19 protein-coding genes are annotated in these 19,953 nt (G+C 60.8%); 3 read left to right on the top strand and 16 right to left on the bottom strand.

Translation table 11 applies throughout. The annotated features are described in order from the left end of the window. Positions 1 to 174: 174 nt before the first annotated feature. The 12 genes from bioD to IEW18_RS03075 form a co-directional block, all read right to left on the bottom strand. Positions 175 to 795, bottom strand: coding sequence for a dethiobiotin synthase (bioD, locus tag IEW18_RS03130; protein ID WP_188556372.1), 621 nt, complete (start codon positions 793 to 795; stop codon positions 175 to 177). Between the two features lie 86 nt (positions 796 to 881). Continuing rightward, positions 882 to 1,595, bottom strand: coding sequence for a hypothetical protein (locus tag IEW18_RS03125; RefSeq protein ID WP_188556371.1), 714 nt, complete (start codon positions 1,593 to 1,595; stop codon positions 882 to 884). Positions 1,596 to 1,686: 91 nt separating this feature from the next. Then, positions 1,687 to 2,832 (bottom strand): aminotransferase class I/II-fold pyridoxal phosphate-dependent enzyme, encoded by a 1,146-nt coding sequence (locus tag IEW18_RS03120; RefSeq protein WP_188556370.1) that lies wholly within the window; start codon positions 2,830 to 2,832, stop codon positions 1,687 to 1,689. A 171-nt stretch (positions 2,833 to 3,003) separates the two neighbouring features. Further along, entirely contained in the window at positions 3,004 to 4,014 is a 1,011-nt protein-coding gene (bioB, locus tag IEW18_RS03115) for a biotin synthase BioB (RefSeq protein ID WP_188556369.1), read from the bottom strand. Positions 4,015 to 4,166: 152 nt separating this feature from the next. Next, entirely contained in the window at positions 4,167 to 4,880 is a 714-nt protein-coding gene (locus IEW18_RS03110) for a hypothetical protein (RefSeq protein WP_188556368.1), read from the bottom strand. Beyond that, positions 4,873 to 5,439 (bottom strand): sugar O-acetyltransferase, encoded by a 567-nt coding sequence (locus tag IEW18_RS03105; RefSeq protein ID WP_188556367.1) that lies wholly within the window; start codon positions 5,437 to 5,439, stop codon positions 4,873 to 4,875. The genes IEW18_RS03110 and IEW18_RS03105 overlap by 8 nt, the downstream gene beginning before the upstream one ends. 77 nt (positions 5,440 to 5,516) lie before the next feature. Next, positions 5,517 to 5,936 carry an inner membrane protein YiaA gene (gene yiaA / locus IEW18_RS03100; protein ID WP_188556366.1) on the bottom strand — a complete coding sequence of 140 codons (420 nt, stop codon included), beginning with the start codon at positions 5,934 to 5,936 and terminating at the stop codon, positions 5,517 to 5,519. Positions 5,937 to 6,341: 405 nt separating this feature from the next. Continuing rightward, complete coding sequence (gene rluF, locus IEW18_RS03095) at positions 6,342 to 7,481, bottom strand: 23S rRNA pseudouridine(2604) synthase RluF (protein WP_188556365.1); 1,140 nt, start codon at positions 7,479 to 7,481, stop codon at positions 6,342 to 6,344. 134 nt (positions 7,482 to 7,615) lie between these two features. Beyond that, positions 7,616 to 7,963, bottom strand: a complete 348-nt coding sequence (locus tag IEW18_RS03090) for a hypothetical protein (RefSeq protein ID WP_188556364.1) — start codon at positions 7,961 to 7,963, stop codon at positions 7,616 to 7,618. Between the two features lie 179 nt (positions 7,964 to 8,142). After that, positions 8,143 to 9,213: a serine hydrolase domain-containing protein gene (locus IEW18_RS03085; RefSeq protein ID WP_188556363.1), complete on the bottom strand. Its 1,071-nt coding sequence runs from the start codon at positions 9,211 to 9,213 to the stop codon at positions 8,143 to 8,145. Positions 9,214 to 9,426: 213 nt separating this feature from the next. Beyond that, positions 9,427 to 10,161 carry a YebC/PmpR family DNA-binding transcriptional regulator gene (locus IEW18_RS03080; protein WP_188556362.1) on the bottom strand — a complete coding sequence of 245 codons (735 nt, stop codon included), beginning with the start codon at positions 10,159 to 10,161 and terminating at the stop codon, positions 9,427 to 9,429. 224 nt (positions 10,162 to 10,385) lie between these two features. Further along, positions 10,386 to 10,823 (bottom strand): hypothetical protein, encoded by a 438-nt coding sequence (locus tag IEW18_RS03075; protein ID WP_188556361.1) that lies wholly within the window; start codon positions 10,821 to 10,823, stop codon positions 10,386 to 10,388. A 114-nt stretch (positions 10,824 to 10,937) separates the two neighbouring features. Here IEW18_RS03075 and IEW18_RS03070 point away from each other — a divergent pair, with 114 nt between their 5' ends. Both IEW18_RS03070 and IEW18_RS03065 read left to right on the top strand, forming a co-directional pair. Continuing rightward, positions 10,938 to 11,855, top strand: a complete 918-nt coding sequence (locus tag IEW18_RS03070; protein WP_188556360.1) for an arginase family protein — start codon at positions 10,938 to 10,940, stop codon at positions 11,853 to 11,855. A 66-nt stretch (positions 11,856 to 11,921) separates the two neighbouring features. Further along, positions 11,922 to 12,800 carry a DUF4097 family beta strand repeat-containing protein gene (locus tag IEW18_RS03065; RefSeq protein WP_188556359.1) on the top strand — a complete coding sequence of 293 codons (879 nt, stop codon included), beginning with the start codon at positions 11,922 to 11,924 and terminating at the stop codon, positions 12,798 to 12,800. A gap of 119 nt (positions 12,801 to 12,919) precedes the next feature. Here IEW18_RS03065 and IEW18_RS03060 read toward each other — a convergent pair whose 3' ends face one another. The 4 genes from IEW18_RS03060 to IEW18_RS03045 all read right to left on the bottom strand — a co-directional run bounded on the left by IEW18_RS03060 (position 12,920) and on the right by IEW18_RS03045 (position 17,506). Continuing rightward, positions 12,920 to 13,924, bottom strand: a complete 1,005-nt coding sequence (locus tag IEW18_RS03060; RefSeq protein ID WP_188556358.1) for an MBL fold metallo-hydrolase — start codon at positions 13,922 to 13,924, stop codon at positions 12,920 to 12,922. Between the two features lie 268 nt (positions 13,925 to 14,192). Continuing rightward, positions 14,193 to 15,932, bottom strand: coding sequence for a phosphoglucose isomerase-related protein (locus IEW18_RS03055; RefSeq protein ID WP_188556357.1), 1,740 nt, complete (start codon positions 15,930 to 15,932; stop codon positions 14,193 to 14,195). A gap of 594 nt (positions 15,933 to 16,526) precedes the next feature. Then, entirely contained in the window at positions 16,527 to 16,775 is a 249-nt protein-coding gene (locus IEW18_RS03050; protein ID WP_188556356.1) for a hypothetical protein, read from the bottom strand. A 254-nt stretch (positions 16,776 to 17,029) separates the two neighbouring features. Further along, positions 17,030 to 17,506, bottom strand: a complete 477-nt coding sequence (locus IEW18_RS03045; RefSeq protein ID WP_188556355.1) for a hypothetical protein — start codon at positions 17,504 to 17,506, stop codon at positions 17,030 to 17,032. A 506-nt stretch (positions 17,507 to 18,012) separates the two neighbouring features. Here IEW18_RS03045 and hutU point away from each other — a divergent pair. Beyond that, positions 18,013 to 19,776, top strand: a complete 1,764-nt coding sequence (gene hutU, locus IEW18_RS03040; protein WP_188556354.1) for a urocanate hydratase — start codon at positions 18,013 to 18,015, stop codon at positions 19,774 to 19,776. The last annotated feature ends 177 nt before the right edge of the window (positions 19,777 to 19,953 follow it).

Here is a 19,953-nt window from a genome sequence, read left to right as displayed (position 1 = left end):
AAGTAGAAATGCAGCGCAAAGCTACAACCAGCCAAGTCGACAAGGGTTGTAGGCAACTCGGCGTGTCCTCCCGAGCATTCAGCATATTAAGCAGCGGTGAGAAATTCGGAATACCCATACATGTTGAGCTCCGATTTTCCTCCCCCTCGGAATGGCATCTATCATCAGATGGAATCAGCGGCAAAACCACTGCCGAAACTCGGCGGCATAACGGCTCACAACCTCGGGCGTGACTTCGGTTTCCGGCCGCACGCGGGGCAGCAGGGGCACGCCGGTATGCTGACTGATAAAGTCCTCGGTGGCGGGGGTAGGCTCGCCGTTGAAGACGAGGCCCCGCACCCGCAGCCCCCGCGCCCGCAGGGCCTCCAGCGTCAAAAGCGTGTGGTTGATACTGCCCAGGTAATTGCGCGACACCACTACCACTTCCAGGGCCAGCTGCTGGGCCAAATCGGCAATCAGGAAGCCTGGGGCCAGGGGCACCAGCAAGCCGCCGGCGCCTTCCACCACCAAGTGGTTACTGGTTTGCGGGAGCTGAAAATCAGTGGGTTGCAGCGTCAGGCCTTCGGCGGCGGCGGCGGCGTGGGGCGAGGCCGGCAGCTGCAGGCGGTACCGCTCGGGCCAGAAGTGGCTTTTGGGGTTACTAACCAAGCTCCGGACCGTGCCCGCATCGGTGGTGGGCTCCAGGCCCGCCTGCACGGGCTTCCAGTAATCGGCCTGCAAAGCCTCGGTGAGGATGGCCGAAACCACGGTTTTGCCGACATCCGTGCCGATGCCGGTGATGAAAAGTCGTTCCAAAGGGGAAAAGAAGGATTAAGCAGCTGAAATGCTTTGTTAAGGCACTCCGTAAAGACGGCAAAGATGCAGGTGGTTCGACTGAAACTTCACAGTGCAACATCAGGCTCTATTTCCCAGCCATTAAGGGCCTTCAAAGTTTTCAAGGTCTTGAGAGTCGGTAGCGCCAACGACTTGGGGGCCGAGCTTGTCATACTCCCGCCAATCTTGCCTTTGGAGTAAATCCGCTTCTTAGTCAGGAAGTTGTAGCTGTATTGTTCCAGCTCAAAATGTTTTCTGTGCGTGCGGGCAAAGTCGGCACCGATTAATTGAAAGTCTGTGCCGTTGTACCGGAATTTATATCCGGTGGCAGTTGAATAGGTAGTCGAGGTTTTATAGGATTCCTGAAAAGTTAATTCTAGTACTCCCCGCTTGATTTCAATTCTAAGAAAAGGATCATTAAGCTCCTCACTATCATCTTCAAGGTCCTGGTCTTCCGGAATGAAAGAGTTGCTTTGTTCTTTTAACTCAAAACCGCCTGTGCCCTCTGACTTCAATAGAATAGCCAGTATTCTAGGCTGACTTTTAACTACTTGTCCTTCGCTGTCTGTTAAAGTAACTGTGGCTTTGTGCTGCAGCACAAGCGCAGCATCCGGCAGCCCATCTTTATTTAAATCTCCAGTGGCACTGTTGTGTATGGTCCAGCCCGAAGGAACAAAATCAGTTAATCGTTGCCCTTTGGCTTTTAGAGTGGGGTAGGAGAAATTCTGCCCGTAGGAAGGAAGAGCTAGAGCGGAGAGTAGAAAAGAAAGAAGTTGTTTCACGCGGGGCGGTTTGTTAGTAATGTTATAAGGAGAATACCACGTAGGCAACAAATGGTCTGGTAAGCACAACCTTACTCTTATGTTAGTGCAATTATTCTTCTCCTGTAATATGCCCCAGTGCCGCCGCTAGCCCATCTATTTCCGCCTCCGTATTGTAAGAATGCAGGATAAGCCGCAGCCGCTCCGTGCCGGCCGGTACCGTGGGAGCCACGATGGGCCGCACGTCGAAGCCGGCTGCCTGGGCCGCTGCTGCTACTTCCCGAACGCGCGCCGGACCCGCCGCCTCGGTAAAGAAAACCGGGTGAATCACATGGCTTTCGGGCGGCACGCGCAGGCCCGGCGCGGCGTTCAGCCGCGCTTTCAGGTAGTCGGAAAGCCTGAAAAGCTGCTCCCGCTCCGCTGATAGGTTAGGGAGCACTTCGTAGGCCGCGGCCAGCGTAGCCACGGAGTGCGGCGCCAGGGCTGTGGTATAGATAAAAGGTCGGCTGAAGTTCAGGAGGTAGTCGCGCAGCAGGGTGGCGCCTACTACGGCGGCGCCCTGGCTGCCCAGGGCCTTACCGAAGGTGAGCACGCGGGCAAACACGTCGTTTTCCAGGCCAAGCGCGGTGACCAGCCCTTCGCCCTGCGGCCCGTACAGCCCGTTGGTGTGGGCCTCATCAACCACCAAATGTAGCCCCCGCGCCCGGCAAAGCGCCGCCAGCTCCACCAACGGGGCCATGTCGCCATCCATAGAATACAGGGACTCCACGGCCACGAACACGGCGCCGGTGGCGCGGGCCAGCTTGCGCTCCACATCGGCCACGTCGTTGTGGCGGAAGCTCCAGGCGGTGGCAAATGAACCCCGGATGCCGTCTTTCACGGAAGCGTGCGAGGCCTCATCGTAAAGAATTGTGTCGCCGCGGCGGGGCACGGCGGCAAAAAAGCCCAGGTTGGCCGCGTAGCCCGAGTTAAACAGCAGCGCCGCTTCGGCCCGGTGAAACCGTGCTAGCTGAGTTTCCAACTGCTCCGCTGCTGCCGAGTTGCCGGTAAGCAGGCGCGAGCCAGTGCTACCCGCCGCACCCCCGGCCGCCAGTAGTGCCTGCTGCACGACCGGATGGTGGCTCAGGCCCAGGTAGTCGTTGGAGCTGAAGTCAACTAGGCCGGCGGGGGGTAGGGTGAGGCGGCGGCGGGCGCCATCAGCCTCCCGCTTGGCCAGGTGCTCGGCGAGCCGCTGGTACAGGGACGAGGAAATCGACATAAAATCGATTAGATAACCGGATAAGAAAGAACCGGGTAAAAAAGAGCTGTCATCCTGAGCTGGTGAAGGACTTTTCTCACCAGAATAGTAATCGTAAGAACTACTGATTCTACTGGGAGCAGGTCCTTCGCCAGCTCAGGATGACAGCTACATTATTCCGGTCATGGCCGTTTAGGCTACTACCGGGGCAGTTTCTTTGCCCAGCACCACGGCTCCTTCCGGCACATCCTTGAACGACTTGCGGGGCTTGAGGCCGAGCAGGGCAAACATCTGCTTGTCGGCGTCGAAGTCGGGGTTGGGGGTCGTGAGCAGCTTCTCGCCCGAGAAGATGGAGTTGGCGCCGGCCAGGAAGCAGAGGGCCTGCTCCGTGACGGGCATTTCCTGGCGGCCAGCCGAGAGGCGCACCATGGTGCGGGGCATCAGGATGCGGGCCGTGCCAATCATGCGCAGCATTTCCCACACGCTCACGCGGGGCTGAGCGGCCAGGGGCGTGCCTTCCACGGGCACCAGCGCATTTACCGGCACCGACTCGGGGTGGGCGGGCAGGGTGGCCAGCGTGTGCAGCATGGCAATGCGGTCCTCGTCGGTTTCGCCCAGGCCGATGATGCCGCCCGAGCACACCGAAATACCGGCTTTGCGCACGTGCTCCAGGGTGTTGAGCCGGTCGTCGTAGGTACGGGTAGTAATGATTTCGGAGTAGTGCTCGGCGCTGGTATCCAGGTTGTGGTTGTAGGCGTAGAGGCCCGCTTCCTTGAGGCGCTCGGCCTGGTACTCGTTCAGCATGCCCAGGGTGCAGCACACTTCCAGCCCGATGTTGTTGACCTCCGTTACCATGTTCAGCACCCGGTCGAAGTCGCGGTTGTCGCGGACTTCGCGCCAGGCGGCGCCCATGCAGAAGCGGGTGCTGCCGCCCTCTTTGGCGCGCTGGGCGGCGGCCAGCACTTCGGCGTCGGGCAGAAGCTTGTGGGCCTGCACACCGGTGTGGTAGCGGGCTGCCTGGGGGCAGTAAGCGCAATCCTCGGGGCAGCCGCCGGTTTTCACGCTCAGCAGGGTGCACACCTGCACTTCGCCGGTTGCCTGGGTTTCAGCGTGGATGGCGGCAGCCTGGGTAACCAGCTCCAGCACGGGCTGGTTGTAAATGGCTTTTACTTCGTCAAGGGTCCAGTCGGTACGAATCAGCATGGGGCGGGAAGAAGTCGGTTCTGAATTTAGGTAGGGGTGGGCTCCGGCAAAGCAGCCCGCAAGGCCGCTAAAGCTACGTTGCGGGCCGCAAGATACACGAGAAGTACATTCTGAAAGATGAAGCAGCTGCCATTCAGTTGCAACGTATCGTCTCACGCAGGCAAGGCTGCAACTATGGTATAGGCTCGGCTGACGCGCTGAGCAAAGTCAGGATTAACGGATGCGTAATGAAAGAAGCCCTGTTCCAGTATCGAGAGCTGCGCAATAAGCCAAAGATTCAGTTGCTTACCGCTAGTAGTAGCTAGGGCTTCATCCGGGACAATTCGCTGTAAAGCTGACTGTGCTACCTCAACATATTCCACTAGGTTAATCAGATTTTCGAAACTCCAGTTAGCAAAAGAGATTTTCCAGGTAGCTAACAGTGGGTCCAAACTACCTAGCAAGGCTATCAGCCCAGCAAGCAGCTCATTCTCAAAAAAGCACTCGTGCTGAATATGATGTGACCACCAGGCTCGTATAAAAATGCGGACCGCTTCCCGGTCTGCCGTCGGCCACGCTGCCCATCCTGCTTGTATTATTTTGCCAAAGAAAACTTCTTTATCAATTTCTGATTCCGGCTGTATGACCAACTCTAGCAGCCGGGGTAGGAAATACCGGAAATCATTGGTGTTGCCCCACGTGGTCATAGCTTTGAAGGCATAACGCCTTAATTGCTGCTCCGAAAGCTCTGGCAAAGGCACCATCCACAAAATCGTATTCTCTGCCAGAGTAATGCAGCAGGGACACGCATCCGGCAGTTGATGAAGGCGGTAACGAGAAAACTGCCGATATACTTCTGCAAGCGCAGACGTTACGAGATTATTCATAAGATTCCCGCGCAGCCACTTCCCGCAGCACCCGGCACGGATTGCCTGCCGCTACTACTCCCGCCGGAATATCTCGCGTCACGACGCTACCCGCCCCGATAGTAGTGCCCGCGCCAATGCTTACGCCGGGCATCACGAGCACGCCCGCGCCCAGCCACACATTGTCGCCGATGGTAATGGGGCGGGCAAATTCCCAGCCCGCGATGCGCGCTTGCGCTTCCACGGGGTGCCCGGCCGTCGATAACACCACGTTGGGGGCAATGAAGACATTGTCGCCAATGCTGACGGGGGCACAGTCGAGGATGGTGAGGTTGTAATTGGCGTAGCAATTCCGGCCCAGGCGGATGTTGTAGCCGTAGTCGCAGCGGAAGGGTGCCTCCAGGTGCGCGTCGGTTTCGTAGCCCAGGAGCTCGGCCAGTACCTGCTTGTTGAGCTGCACGGGCTCCTGGTTGTAGCGGTGGCAGAGCTGCTTGGCTTGTAGGCGCTCAGCGGTCAGCTCGGGGTCGTTGGCCTGGTACAGCTCGCCGGCCAGCATCTGTTGTTTTTCGGTTGGAGCCATGAGGTAGGAGCGGGGTCTGCAACGGCGCCCGCTTCACCAAGATAATGGCCCTTGCCCAACCCGCAACCGCTCGGCGGCTAGCTGAGGTTGGGAGCGGGTTCCGGGGTAGGGCCGCCGGCCCGGGCGTCGCGGGTGTTTTTCTGCACGGCAATGGCCGCGAACAAGCTCAGCCCGAACGACATGGCGTAGAACCCTTTCTCGCTCAGAGTCAGGGTAGCATTCCACAGGCCCACGGTGAGCAGCACCAGCGTCAGCAGGACGGAAAACCAGCTCAGCCCGTAGTAAATGCCCGTCACGGGAATGCCTTCCAGCTGGTCGCGCACTGATTTTTGCAGGGAAATGGCCGCGAACAGGCCGTACATGAGCACGGTGAAATAATAGCCTTTCTCGTTCAGCGGCATTTGCGCGTTCCACAGGCCAATGATAAAAGCGCAGAACCCCACCAGCAGGGCTACCCAGGAAGCGGCAATGAAGGCATTGGAGGGTTTCGTGTTCATCTCAGGAAGGCGCCGGGTGGATAAGGTTGGTTTGGTAAACCCGACTGCCCAAACGTAGCGGGTGCTCACCAGCCTGTCCACCGAATTATCACCCTCGTCAGACTTTTCGCCCAATCCTGATTCTGAGCCGCCTACCTGTGTTGCGCGCTGGGTGCCCGCCGGCTGTATTTTTCATGAAAAGTGCGAAATCAGTCCGGAAAACAAGCTAATGCGCAAGTGTAGCCCGCAGAAGTTAGCGCAGCTTTGTCAATACCAGGTGGCAGAACTTACCTGGTGAAAACCCGAAAATCAGACTTTGTAAAGAGGCTCACTAGACCGGTTGAGCGTAGCAGTTTCGCTGAAAAAGAGGAAGCCGTTTCCTGCAAGGAAACGGCTTCCTCTTTTTCAGAGGGGTTGCGTGCTGGTTTAGGAGCGTTTTCCGGGGCGGCTGGCACCCCGGGTGCCGCGGCTGCTGGTTTTGCCTTTCGGCGGGCCATCCGTTCCTTTCGGGCCTTTGCCGGGGGCCAGGCCGCGCGGACGAGTGCCGGCTCCGGTGCGGGCCCCGGCCGGGCGGCTGGCTTTCCCAAAACCAGGGCCATCGGGCCGGACGCCGGTGGCGGGCCCGGCGGGGCGGCCCGGACCGGTGGGCCACTCCGTGGGGGCCGTAGAAGCCGGAGCGGGCCGCCCGGCGGCCCGTTTGCCAGTAGGCTTTTCCACCCAGGCGCCGGCTGGTTTGGCGCGGCCGGGAGCATCCGAGGGGCTTTTGGGGGCAGTGCCTTTGCGCGCCGGACGGTCGGCCCAGAACTCGGCGGAGGAAGGGCGCTTGCGCCGCCGGGGCGAGGAGCCGTCATCGGTGCCGTCGGAGTCCTTGATCATCTCCATCAGCACTTTCAGCTCCTTCTCCTTCAGCTCCCGCCATTCGCCCACGCCCAGGCCCTTCACGTTAATGTTCATTACCCGGATGCGCTCCAACTGCACTACCTCGTAGCCGAAGTACTCGCACATGCGCCGGATCTGGCGGTTGAGGCCTTGCACCAGAATAATGCGGAAGATGTAGGGTGTTTCCTTGGTTACTTTGCAGGGCTGGGTCATGGTGCCCCCAATCGGGACGCCGTTGGCCATGCCCTCAATAAACAGGTCGTTGATGGGCTTGTCGACCATCACAATGTATTCCTTCTCGTGCTTGTTGCCGGCGCGCAGAATCTTGTTGACAATGTCGCCGTTGCTGGTGAGCAGAATCAAGCCCTGCGAATCCCGGTCGAGGCGGCCGATGGGGAAGATGCGCACCGAGTGCTTAATGGCCCGGATAATGTTGTCCTTGATGCCAGTATCGGTGGTAGAAATAATGCCCGGCGGCTTGTTGTAGGCAATGTACACGGCATCTTCCTCGGCCCGCGGCTCAATGAGGTTGCCGTTCACCGACACCCGGTCTTTGCTGGTTACCTGGTCGCCGATGTTGGCCCGTTTGCCGTTGATCAACACGTTGCCCTGCTCGATAAAGCGGTCGGCCTCCCGGCGGGAGCAGACGCCGCTTTCGCTGATGTATTTATTGAGACGAGTAGGCATGAGCAACGGATGTTGAGGGCAAAAACAGAAATAGTCCGCCCCGGCAAACCAGCCGGGCGGACCACAAAGATACGGCGGAAGTAAGTGAACCCCGGCTTCCTACCCCAAAGAACCGCCGGTAACCGCTCCGGCCATCAGCCGGCCACGAAGTAGCGCTGGATGGCCTCGTCCAGCTCCGCAGGCACCGAATCGGTGGGCTTTACCTGTAGCTCCGCCCGGGGGGAGGTAGCGGCTTGCGCGGTGTAGGTGCCGCTGCGATGGTTAAAAGCCAACTGCCCCTGCCGGAACTCCCGCTGCTGCTCCGTTCCGTTCTCGGACATGGACACAAACTCCAGCTTTTCCAGGTGGTGGCTGGCCTTGTCGAATTGAAACCAGAAATACAGCTGGGCCGGGTCGTCGCTCTGCACGTCCAGGGCTTTGATTTCTAGTAGAGAAAAATCCTCGGCTTCGAGCAGGAACAGGGGCTTATAGGCAATGGGCATGGGAGAGAAGTAGTAGATGAAGAGTAGCCAAAATCTGTAGACAGGAACTTGCCGGATAAGGTTACCTTAATACCTACGGCGCTAGCAAATCAAGCGCCCGTAAGTAATGCCGTGACCAAATGCCGCGTGCCTATTCCCGCCGCTGGGATACACAGCTGTAGTGCGCGGCTCCTCCGCTATTACTTCTCCTCCGCCAGCCATTGCATGGCCTGGTACTGGCCAGGACCTACGAACAAACGCAGCACATCGTCGGTGAGGCGGAGGCCGTTGGCGCTGTTGGTCAGGAAAAGCAGGGTTTCCTTGGTATCGGGAAAGGTCATGAAAAAGCCGCGAAAGTCGCCATTGTCGCCCCAGTGCCACTGGGCGGGGCCGTGGCTGGTGGTGGCCAGGCCCACGCCACAAGCCCAGGCAATGCGGGCGTCGGTAGGACTGAGCGGCGTAGTGCAGCGGTTGGCCGCGTTGGCCGGGGCAACAAGCAGCTTAGCCGTGGCTGGTCGCAGGCCCTTTCCGTGCAAAATAGCCTGCAGAAACCGGTGGTAGTCGGGGGCCGTGGTGAGCAGGCTGAAGCCGCCATTGGCTTCCGTAAACCGCTTGATTTCGGTGGGTTGCCCGGCTTGGTCGTGGCCGAAAGCCGCGTTGTTGTCGAAGCGCGGCTGCCAGGTAAAGCTGCTGTTTGGCATCTTCAGGGGGCCGAAAACTTCCTGCTGCGCCAGCTGCTCCAAGGATTTGCCGGTTAGGTGCTCCAGGGTTTTCTGCAAGAACACGTACCCTTCACCCGAGTAGCTCCAGCAGCTGTCGGGGGCAAAATTCAGGTGGAGCGCCGAGGTTTTCCAGCTTTCGGCCAGTGGGTAGCCCGCCCAGTTGGGCAGGCCGGTGGTATGGCCCAGCACCATGCGCGCCGTGATGTGGTCGGCGCGGGGTTCGTTTTGCAGGCGCGGGTAGGGGTAGTAGCGCAGCAACGGCTGGTCCAGGTCAAGCCGGCCCTGGTCGTGCAGGCGCAGGGCAGTGTAGGCCAGCACCACTTTCCCCAGCGAAGCCGCCTGAAAAATGGTTTGGGCATCAACGGCCGGCGTGGCGCCAGCCCGGCGCACCCCTAGGCTGTACTGCCGGGTTTCGCCCTTTTTAGAATAAATTAGCTGGATGCCGGCTACGTTTTCCTTCTTGAGCAAAGCCGCTAATTCGGCGTGCTGGGCCAGGGCTCTACCCCCTGAAAACAGCATACAGAGCAGGATACTCAGGAATTTTATCATCGTCAGGAAAAAATAAGACTAAGCAAGTAACCCGGTGCCCCACTAGCCGCCGTGCTACCAGATGAAGCGGCCCGGCGCATGGTTGCCTTTTCGCGGTAAAAAAATGGTTGGCTCCCCTAAGAACCAACGGAAGCGGGCCGCCCCTTTCGGAGCAGCCCGCCAGCAGTCGGCCGTAAAATCCGTGGAATCCGGAAAATCCGTTTCAATCCGTGGTTAGCCCAGCGTGTGGTACACGGCCTGCACGTCGTCGTCCTCTTCAAACTTCTCGATGAGGTTCATTACTTCGTCCAACTGCTCGCCTTCCAGGTGAACGGTGGTGTTGGCTACCCGCTGCAGCTGGGCCGATACTACGTTCAAGCCCTTTTCTTCCAGGGCTTTCTGCATCTGACCGAAATCGGTGAAGGCGGTTTCTACCACAATGAAGTCCTTCACGTTGCCGTGCTCGTCTTCCTCCTGGTCGGCGTACACGTCCTCGGCGCCGGCGTCAATGAGCTCCAGTTCCAGCTCATCAAGGTCGAGGCCTTCGGCGGCCAGCTTGAACACGCCCTTGCGGGTGAACGTGTAGTCGGAGGAGCCGGCCGTGCCCAGGGCGCCGTTGCCGCGGTTGAAGTACATGCGCACGTTGGCCACGGTGCGGGTGGGGTTGTCGGTGGCCGTTTCGATGACGATGGCCACGCCGTGGGGCGCGTAGCCCTCGTACACCACTTCCTGGTAGTCTTTTTCCTCCTTGCTGGAAGCCCGCTTAATGGCCGCTTCCACCCGGTCTTTGGGCATGTTCACGCCCTTGGCGTTCTGCATGGCCGTGCGCAGGCGGGAGTTGGTATCGGGGTTGGGGCCGGATTCTTTCACGGCCATCACGATTTCCCGGCCGATGCGGGTAAAGTCTTTGGACATCCGGTCCCAGCGCTTCATTTTGCGGCCTTTGCGGAATTCAAACGCGCGTCCCATCTATCTATGAGTTGGTGAAATGGTGAAATAGTGAGTTGACATTTCGGCGGGTGGGGCCGAAGGGGCCGCAAGTTAGCAGAAACCCCGGCGGGGCGCAACGCAGCTTCCTGGTAAGGCCCGTGCTTCGGGTTAGGCCATGGAAGCAGGCAAATTCGCAAGTCAGCCGCCGCTCGGAAAGCTTCGTCTGGCCTTGTACGTCGCGTAAGGCCCGGCCGAGCGGCCAGCTACTGCTGCCGGAGCGTGTAGGTGCTCTGGTTGCCGGCGGGGTAGCCCGCCATAACGAGCGTAAGCAGGCCATTGCGCAGCTGAAACGTGCCCTGGTCGGTGCGGGGCTGGCCTTTTTTATCGGTGTAGGAAAAGCTGATGCGGTCGGCGGCGAAGGTAAATCGCCCGTCCTGGTCGAAGCGCATGGTGCCGCCGTTGGCCGCCAGGGTCAGCCGTTTCTGGAAGGTGCCATCGGGGCGGAGCGTGAGCGTGCCGCCTACCCCTTTGGCCGGCAGGGGCACGGGGCTGGTTCCGCGGTCAAGGATGGTGTAGGAGAGGTAGGAATAGGTAGTAAAAAAGGAGGGCGCGAGGCGAGGAACCGCAGTAGCGGCCCGCTGGGCCATCCCGGTGGCCCCGGTCAGCAGCAGGCACCCCAGCAAAAGCAAACGATAAAGCATGGCGCAAGGTAGCGCGTGCCGGCCAGAACCCCGCGCCCGACCGTACCCCGGAGACAGGTAAGAATTCCGGCGCGAGGCGGGCGGGAAGCTCCCGTTTGGCCCTACATTTGGCCTATGCCCACCCTCCTCCGTGACTTAATTCGGCCCGCCGCCGCGCTGCCCCAGGCCGATGTCTGCCTGGTTGGACTTCCCCTCGACTTTGGCACCGTGCTGGAAGGAGGCCGGGCCGGGGCCGCCAACGCCCCGGAAGCCATCCGGCGGGAGTTGCGCCGCTACCACAAAACCTACAACCTGGAGCACCACGTGAGCCTGGAAGCCCTGCGCATTGCCGATGCCGGCAACCTGGATTTGCGCACTACCCCCGACCACGAAGCCAACCACCAAACCATCCGGGCCGAGCTGGCGCGCTTGCTTCACCAGTACCCGAGGGTAGTGGTGCTGGGCGGCTCCCACGACGGTACCTACAGCACGGTGCGGGGCCTGCGCGATGCTACTGCCGGGGCTTCGGTGGGCGGCATCAACCTGGATGCCCACGCCGACGTGAAGGACCGGCCGGGTGTGCTCAGCAGCGGCACACCCTTCGGCAAGCTCCTGCGCGAGGAGGTGCTGGCCGGGGAGCGGTTCACTGAAATTGGGCTGCACTCCAACCTGAATACCCGGGAAGACATTGATTTTTTGCACCAGCAGCAGGCCACCATCGTGCCCCTGGCCCACGTGCAACAGGATGGCATGACCACTTATATGCAGCGGGCGCTCCGCCGCGCCACGGCCCTGGGGCCGGCCTTTGTCAGTTTCGATATGGACGGCTGCGCCGAGGCGTATGCGCCCGCCGTATCGGCGCCCAGCGCCGATGGCTTCACGCCTCGTCAGGCCACGGAAGCCGCATTTCTGGCCGGTAAGGAGCCGGAAGTACTGCTGTTTGAGCTGGTCGAGCTGAACCCCCTCTTCGACCGGGACAACCAAACGGCCCGGCTGGCGGCCACCATCCTGACGGCCTACCTAACGGGGGTAGCCGCTAGCCTGGGCACCTAGTCCGCAGTTGTTTCCCCGACGTGCTTTTCCGCCTGATGGTAGGCGGCTGTCTGCTTTGATTCTGCTATGAACCACTTGTTTACCTGTTTGTTAGCTGGCGCGGTTGCGCTGCCCGCTGCCGCCCAGAAAGCCCCCGGGAAACCCCGCGCGAAACCCGAGCCGGGCCCGGCATTTACCCTGACGTGCACGGGCCGTACGTCGGCCAGCGCCCTGCAAAAGCTCTACTGCGAAACCCGGGACCTGACGCTGCCGGCCCCGCCGGCTGGTACTCCGCTCGTAGTGGATGCCCGCCTGAACGGGGCCATAACGGTGCGAGGCTGGGCCGGAACCACGGTGCGGGTGCGGGCCCGCGTAGAAGGGCGCGCCGCCAGCGAAGCCACGGCCAAAGCCCTGGCCGCCAGTGTCCGCATCAGCTCCCAGAACAACACCCTGCGCGCGGCCCGCCCCTACGAGGCCCTGGAGGGTTGGGAGGTAAGCTACGAAGTGCTGGTGCCCCGCCAGACTGACCTCACCCTGCGCTCCGGCAACGGCCACCTCACGGTGGAAAACGTGCGCGGCGCCCTGCGCTGCGAAAGCACCGCGGGCAACCTCAACTTAAGTGGGGTAGGGGGCGATGTACGCGGCAAAACCACGGCGGGCAGCGTGAACTTAACCCTAACCGGAACGGCCTGGGAAGGCCCGGGCCTCGATGTAAACACCGTGAACGGGAGTATTACCTGGCAATTGCCCGCCGTGTACGCGGCTACCATTATGGCCCGCACGGTGCAAGGACGGGTGCAAGCCGAGCTCAACACCAAGCGCAAAAGTGTGCTGCCCCACAATCTGGTAGCCACGCTGGGCAAGGGCGGGGCGCAACTGCGGGCCGCCACCGTTACGGGAAATGTAACCGTCAAGCAGACTCCCGGTACCTTGGAGCCCCTACCTGCTCCTGAGGAAGGCAAGTAGCCGAAGGGTGTCCGCCTGCCGTGCTGTATATAATCCACAGCCTGAACTGTTCACTGCCCTAACGCCAATCGGCCTCCTACATGCTACTGTAAGAGGCCGATTGGTGTTAGGGCAGTGAGCTAGTAGCGCTCCGGATACCGGACTACTTCATCTGTGCGCGGGCGCTTGGGCAGGGGCGAATCCTTCTGCGGGTAGTCGTTTTGCTTGTGCTTCTGGTAGCGCTTGATCAGCAAAGCCGCGCCGACGAGCGCGCCGAGGCCCGCGGCGGCAATGGCAAACTTCGTACGAATAGGATCGTGGGGCGCCGGGGGCAGGTAGGCCACCCCGTTTTCGTCGAGGCGAGCGGGGTCCTGCACGTAGCGGCCTTGGGCGGGTACTTTAAACTCGTCGGCCAGCTTTTGCAGGCCCGCGGCGGCCTCGGGGCCCTTCACCACAGGGCCGTGTCCGCAGCCAATGGCCCCGGGGCGCAAGGCGGCCAGCGTACGGATGGATTCTCCTACCTGCTGCCAGTTGTAGTTGAACGGAGCCCCCGCCACGCTGATTTTCGGCAACTGCAGCAACAGTTCCGGCACCGACTCGTGGTTGGCCGTGGCGAAGGCATCGGCTCCCAGCAAGGTCCGGTCCTTCTCCCGGAATAGGGCAATCTGGCCGGGGGCGTGGCCCGGCACGTGCAGAATTTGCCAGTCGGGCAGAAAGGGCGGGTCCATGTCGTTTTCGGGCAGGCGCTGCACGTAGTCGCTGAGCTGGAAGGACTGGGGCGGGAAAAACCGGGCCACGAACGCCAGAGAGCCGCCGCTGGCCACGGTTGGGTCGGCGGGTGGGTACACGGCGCGGGCCGTGAGGAAGGGCATTTCCAGGGAGTGCGCCAGCACGGGCACTTTCCAGTGCTCGGCCAGGGCCTGCGCCGAGCCCGAGTGGTCCATGTGGCCGTGGGTCAGAATAATAGCTTCAGGGTGAGTGCCGGGGTAGAAAATCTTGTCGGCAGCCTCAATAATGGCTTTCTCCGAGCCCGGCAAGCCGGTATCAACCAACACCCAGGCCCCCGCATGGCCGGTTTCTATAAAGTATACGTTAACAAAGCGCTGAATAGAAAGCTGGTGAACCCCAGCGGCGACCTTTTCCATGAGTTCAATAGTAGGTGAAACGATACAGTCAGTACGCACCTCATGTGAATTGGGTATGGTAGGCGGAAAAGTTTGCCGCTGTGTCATGGAGAGCCTGTGGCGCATCAAGCCCCTGACAAGAAAGCTAGGTTCATACCTCAACGGCCTACCTCACACTCCTCGCGTCAGGGGCTTGATACGCCATAAGCTGGCAACAATACCGATTAGAAGCACCAAGGCCCGACTGGTTTACCAGTCGGGCCTTGGTGGAAAGCTAAGCGAACGAGCCTTACGCCAGCGCCTCGCGCAGCGCTTGCAGCAGGCGGGTTACGCCTTGCTGCTCACCCCCGGAGCCGAGGTGTACGCGCAGGGTGCGGCGGTTGTAGTCCTGCAGGGCGCGTAGGTCACCGGCGGCCTGGGCATTCTGGAAGGTACCGAAGGTGTAGGGCCGGCCGGGCAGGGGGAGGTCCTGGGCGTGGTCAGTGGTCAGCTGCAGGAACAGGCCGGTATCGGGGCCGCCCTTGTGGTACTGACCCGTGGAGTGCAAAAAGCGCGGGCCGTAGCCCGAGGCCGTGGCAATGTGCAGGCGCTCCTGCACCAGGGCGCGCAGGGCCTGCAGCTCCTGGTTTAGGGCCGGCGTCTCGTGCAGGTAGGCCTGAATGCAGAGGAAGTTACCGGGCTGGCTCTGGCCGAAGAAGTTGCGCAGCACCTCCACCCCGCTACCCCCCGCCACGTTGGCGTAGTAGTCGAGGCCGTTTTCCTGAAGTATCGGGGCAGTTTCCTGGGGTAGGGCGCCCTGCTCCACTACCACCTTCATCAGCTGGTCGGTGGCAGTTTTGGCGGCCTGCACGTTGGGCTGGTCGAAGGGGTTGATTTCGAGCACGGCGCTGGCCACGGCCGTAGCCACTTCCCAACGGAAAAACTCCTGGCCCAAATCCAGGGCATCCTGCATGAGAATGGTGATGACGGGGTGGCCCGCCGCTGCCAGCGCGGCCACCTTGCGGCGGTTTTCCTCGTCGGGCTGGTTTTCGTAGCCCACGTACACGAATACCCGGTCCTGGCCGTACACCTCGGGGCCATTAAGCGGGTCGCCGGCCAGGGGCAGAATGCCCTTGCCCTCCTTGCCCGTGCTTTCGGCAATGAGCTGCTCCAGCCACAGCCCCAGGTCGGTGAGGTTATCGGGCACTACCAGCGTGAGCTTGTCGCGGCCTTGCTGGGCCAGCACGCCCAGGGCCACGCCCAGCTCCAGACCGGGGTTCTGGGCTACCTGGCCCTCGGCGCCAGTAGCGCGCATCATGCCAATGGCGCGCTCTAGCAGCGTTTTAATGTCAATACCGTACAGGGCGGCCGGTACCAGTCCGAAGTAAGAGAGGGCCGAGAAGCGGCCGCCTACCTCGGCAAAGTTCAGGAAGATGCGGCGGTAACCCTCAGCCGTGGCCTGGGTCACGAACTTAGAGCCGGGGTCGGTAATGGCCACGAAGTTCTCGCCGGCTTTATCGCCCTTCAGCTCCTTTAGGCGGGCATAAAAATAGTCGCCGAAAGCCAGGGGCTCGGCCGTAGTGCCCGATTTGCTGGCTACCACGAACAGCGTTTGGGCCAGCGGCACCGACTGCTCAATTTCGCGCACGGTGGCGGGGTTGGTGGTGTCAAGCACCGAAAGGGGGAGGGCATCCGGGCCCTGCTGGAAGGCCTGCTTAAACACGATGGGCGTCATGGTGCTGCCGCCCATGCCCATCACGACGACGTGCTGAAAGCCGGCGGCCTTCACCTCGCGGGCAAACTCCTCAATTTCGCCCACGCGGGGCAGCATGGTTTCGGCCACGCGCAGCCAGCCCATAAAGCTGCGCACGCTCTGTTGGGCCTCCGCATCCTGCACCCACAGGTCGGCCTGTTTCTGCCAGAAGCCGGCCGTAAAGTTGCGGGCGTTGAAGTCCTGAAGTGTGGCGTCGACGGCCGCCTGGAAGGAACCCAGCTGTAGGGCCATGGCGGGGATAGTGGAGGTAGGGTTTTCCATTCGATTCGGGTTCACGGAGTGTCGATGAAGGCGCCGGCCGCCACCTAGGGCCGGGGGCGCTGGTAGTGGGCAAAGGTAGAGAAGTCACTACATAAGATGGTAGCTACCGCGCAATTACCCGCGGAAAGCCCAAATTCTGAAAATCAGCTACCCCGCTGCTCGGTCCTAATACGCAGTCAAACGCCCATCCGGCCGCGTACGTAAGGCGGTCGGATGGGCGTTTGGCAACGGCTTACTGCTATACTCGCGGGCCTCAGGTGTTGGAAGGGGCTACGCTACGGAAGAAGGCCGAAACTTCCTCCGATAGGGAAAGCTTAACCAGTGGGTGCTGGCGGTTGGCTGCTCCGAGCACAAGTAGCAAGAAGAGCGCAAAAAAGCGGAAGAGAGTAGAGAAACGCTGCATAATACAAAAACGTAAGCGGTGAAAGCCAGCCTGGGTGAGCCAGCGCGGGTACATACGGAGAAACTCGATTCAGGTATATGAACGCCGACTATTTATTTGGCGAATCTGCCTTTGCACGCGTCTAACTAGATAATTTACTATGGCTGACACACAAAAAAGCCCCTCGACGAGCAAGAGGCTTTTTCGTGTGCCGAAGCAGAAAATTACTACTGAGCCGTAGTGGCGCCAGTCGTGGTGCCGGTACCACCAGCCGTGGTAGCGCCACCTTCGGTTGTGGTGCCAGCGCCCATGTCCGTGGTAGAGTCGGCGGCGGTGGAAGGCTCCGTTGCGGGCGACTCCGTGGCTGAAGCGTCATCAGCGCCGGTGCCGCCTTCATTGGTCGTGGTAGCGTCGCCGCCGCAAGAAGCGAAAGTGAAGGATGCAGCAGCCAAAGCAAGGAACAGTACTTTTTTCATGGGGTTGGTAGGTTGAGCAGCAGGTAGGGCGCCCGGATGGTGCTTGCCCGCTGCAAGTGAATGTGGCCCTTGATACCGGTGGCTAGTTCAGGTAACCCAATAGAAGTAAATAGAATCTTGCTTTTTTAGTAGTGTTGAGCTTCGCTGCCCGGTTATCTTCAACCCCACCGCCTGCAGAAGTACCAGCCAGCAGAAACATGAAAAAAGCCCTTCAGCTAGCTGAAGGGCTTCTCTAAACTTGATGCTACCCTGGGTTAGCGGCCCGTGGTGCCACCACCAGCCGTGCTGCCACCCGTGGTGGAGCCGCCTGCAGTGCTACCACCAGCCGTTGAACCGCCAGCCGTGCTGCCACCCGTGGTGCTGCCACCAGCGGTAGTGCCCGTGCCACCAGCCGTGCTACCACCAGCTGTGCTACCACCCGCGGTGGAGCCGCCAGCCGTGCTGCCACCCGTGGTAGAGCCGCTAGCACCGGTAGTGCCGCCCGCGCTCTGGTCGCCGTTGCTAGTAGTGCCACCGCCACCCGAGCCCGTGCCCATCGAGCTAGTGTCGCTGCTCATGCCGGCGTCGCCGGAGGCATCCATGGAGCCCGAGCCGCTGCCAGTGGCTTCCGTGCCGGTGCCGCTGCCACCTTCTGAGCCGCTACCGCTGCCGCTTTCCGAGCCGCTGCCACCGCCGCATGAAGCAAATGAGAATGAGGCCGCAGCCAGGGCTAAAAACAGTACTTTTTTCATGGTGTTGGTAGATAAAGAGTGGAATGTCAGAGCTGATTCCGCTTCTGTTAAAAAGGAATCAGGGCTTTATACTCCGAATAAGTAGCAGGTAACCTTTTATTGATTAAAAAAATCTTGTTTTTTTTATATAGTCCAGCTTACGCCGCGTACTGCCCGCCAGAAATAATTAGCACGTAAGGTGTTTATTATCAATATATAACGGTAAGAGCGCGGATAGCAGGAAGCTGAACACTACTATCTGATTTTTATTCCATAGAAGCTGCCTGATCTTCCCCGTCAGAAAATGAAGGCAACTTGGTTAGCAGAACTTGTCAGCGAAGGCCATACCAGAGAAGCGCCTGAACGGGACCTTCTACGCCGGAAAACGACCTTCACGTATTATGGTAGTATGGCAGCCGTAACCCAAAGCGGGCCGTACTACCGCTGCTGCGGAATTGGTGACTTGGACGTCCAGGAAAACTTTATCTTCCCGTCCCAACTCCCACCATCCTACCTCGCCGCTCGCTATGTCGCTTTCTTCCCTTGCTACCCCTGAACTCAACCTCGAAGCCACTTCCCAATCGGGTGGGGCCAGTGCGCCCACTACCCGGCCCATGTACTACGAGTACAAGCCTACGGAAACCGTGCGCGCCCAGCACGGCACAACGCTGCGCTGCAAAACCTGGGAAGCCGAAGCGGCCCTGCGCATGCTCGAAAACAACCTCGACCCGGCCGTAAGCCTGGTGTACGATGAGCTAATTGTGTACGGCGGCGCCGGACGCGCGGCCCGCAACTGGAAGGAGTACCAGACCATCGTCAGGACGCTCAAGAACCTGGAAGCCGACGAAACCATGCTGGTACAGTCGGGCAAGGCGGTAGGCGTGATTCGGACCTGGGCCCACGCCCCGCGGGTACTCATTGCCAACAGCAACCTCGTGCCCGCCTGGAGCACCCAGGAGTACTTCGATGAGCTGGACCGCCTGGGTTTGATGATGTACGGGCAGATGACGGCTGGCTCCTGGATTTACATTGCCACCCAGGGCATCCTGCAGGGCACCTACGAAACCTTTGCCGCCGTGGCCGACAAGCACTTCGGCGGCACGCTGGCCGGCACGGTCACCGTCACGGCCGGCCTGGGCGGCATGAGCGGCGCCCAGCCTTTGGCCGTAACCATGAACGACGGCGTGTGCCTGGTAATTGAGCCCATTGATACCCGCGTGAAGCAAAAGGTGCAGGAAGGCTACCTCGACGAGCAGGCCCGCGACCTGGACCACGCCCTGGCGCTGTGCGAGCAGTACAAGCAGGCGCGCCGGGGCTGGAGCATCGGCCTGACCGGCAACGCTGCTACCGTGCTACCCGAGCTGCTGCAGCGCGGCTACCGCCCCGACATCGTCACCGACCAGACCTCGGCCCACGACCTGATGGACTACATCCCCGAGGGCGACATTAAGGCCGTATTGCAACTGCGCAAAAACAACCCCGAGGAGTTCAGGCGCCGGGCCCTGGCCTCCATCGTGAAGCACTGCCGGGCCATCATCGACCTGCAGGCCGGCGGGGCCGTGGCCCTGGACTACGGCAACAACCTGCGCGGCCAAGCCGAAAAAGGCGGCCTGCAAGTGCGCGACGAACACGGGCAGTTTCTCTACCCCGGCTTCGTGCCCGCGTACATCCGCCCGCTGTTCTGCGAGGGCAAAGGGCCCTTCCGCTGGGCCGCCCTCAGCGGCGACCCCCAGGATATCCTGCGCCTCGACCGCGCCCTCTTGGAAACCTTCCCCGAAAACCGCCTGCTGCGCCGCTGGATTGAGAAGGCCCAGGCCAAAGTGCCTTTCATTGGCCTGCCGGCCCGCGTGTGCTGGCTGGGCTACGGCGAGCGGGAAAAATTTGGCTTGGTCATCAACGACCTGGTGGCCCGCGGCGAGGTGAAAGCCCCCATCGTCATCGGCCGCGACCACCTCGACTGCGGCTCCGTGGCTTCACCCAACCGCGAAACCGAGGGCATGCCGGACGGCTCCGACGCCGTAGCCGACTGGCCCCTGCTCAACGCCCTGGCCAACACAGCCTCCGGTGCCGACTGGGTGAGCCTGCACAACGGCGGCGGCGTGGGCATCGGCAATAGCACCCACGCCGGCATGGTGATAGTAGCCACCGGCACCCCCGAAAAAGCCGAGCGCCTGCGCCGCGTACTCACCACCGACCCCGGCATGGGCGTCTTCCGCCACGCTGACGCCGGCTACGAGCTGGCCCAGCAAGTAGCCGAGGAGCGTGGGGTGAAGATTCCTGCTGGAAAATAACCTCCTAGAAGGAAAAAAGCATATGGGCTTTGAGATAGACACTTACACACTTTACTTCCTTGCGGGCTTTGCCGCACTGATAGTATTCACTTTCATACGAGCAAAGAATCACTGGCAGTGGTAAAATAGCAGGTGAATGTTATCTTGATGGATGCTTCAGACGACTCTCACCTGCCA

Origin of the sequence: Hymenobacter glacieicola (genome assembly GCF_014640315.1) — a bacterium.
Taxonomy (GTDB): Bacteria; Bacteroidota; Bacteroidia; order Cytophagales; family Hymenobacteraceae; genus Hymenobacter; species Hymenobacter glacieicola.
Note: the sequence above shows the minus strand (reverse complement) of the source record. Positions and strands in the feature narration are given on the sequence as shown.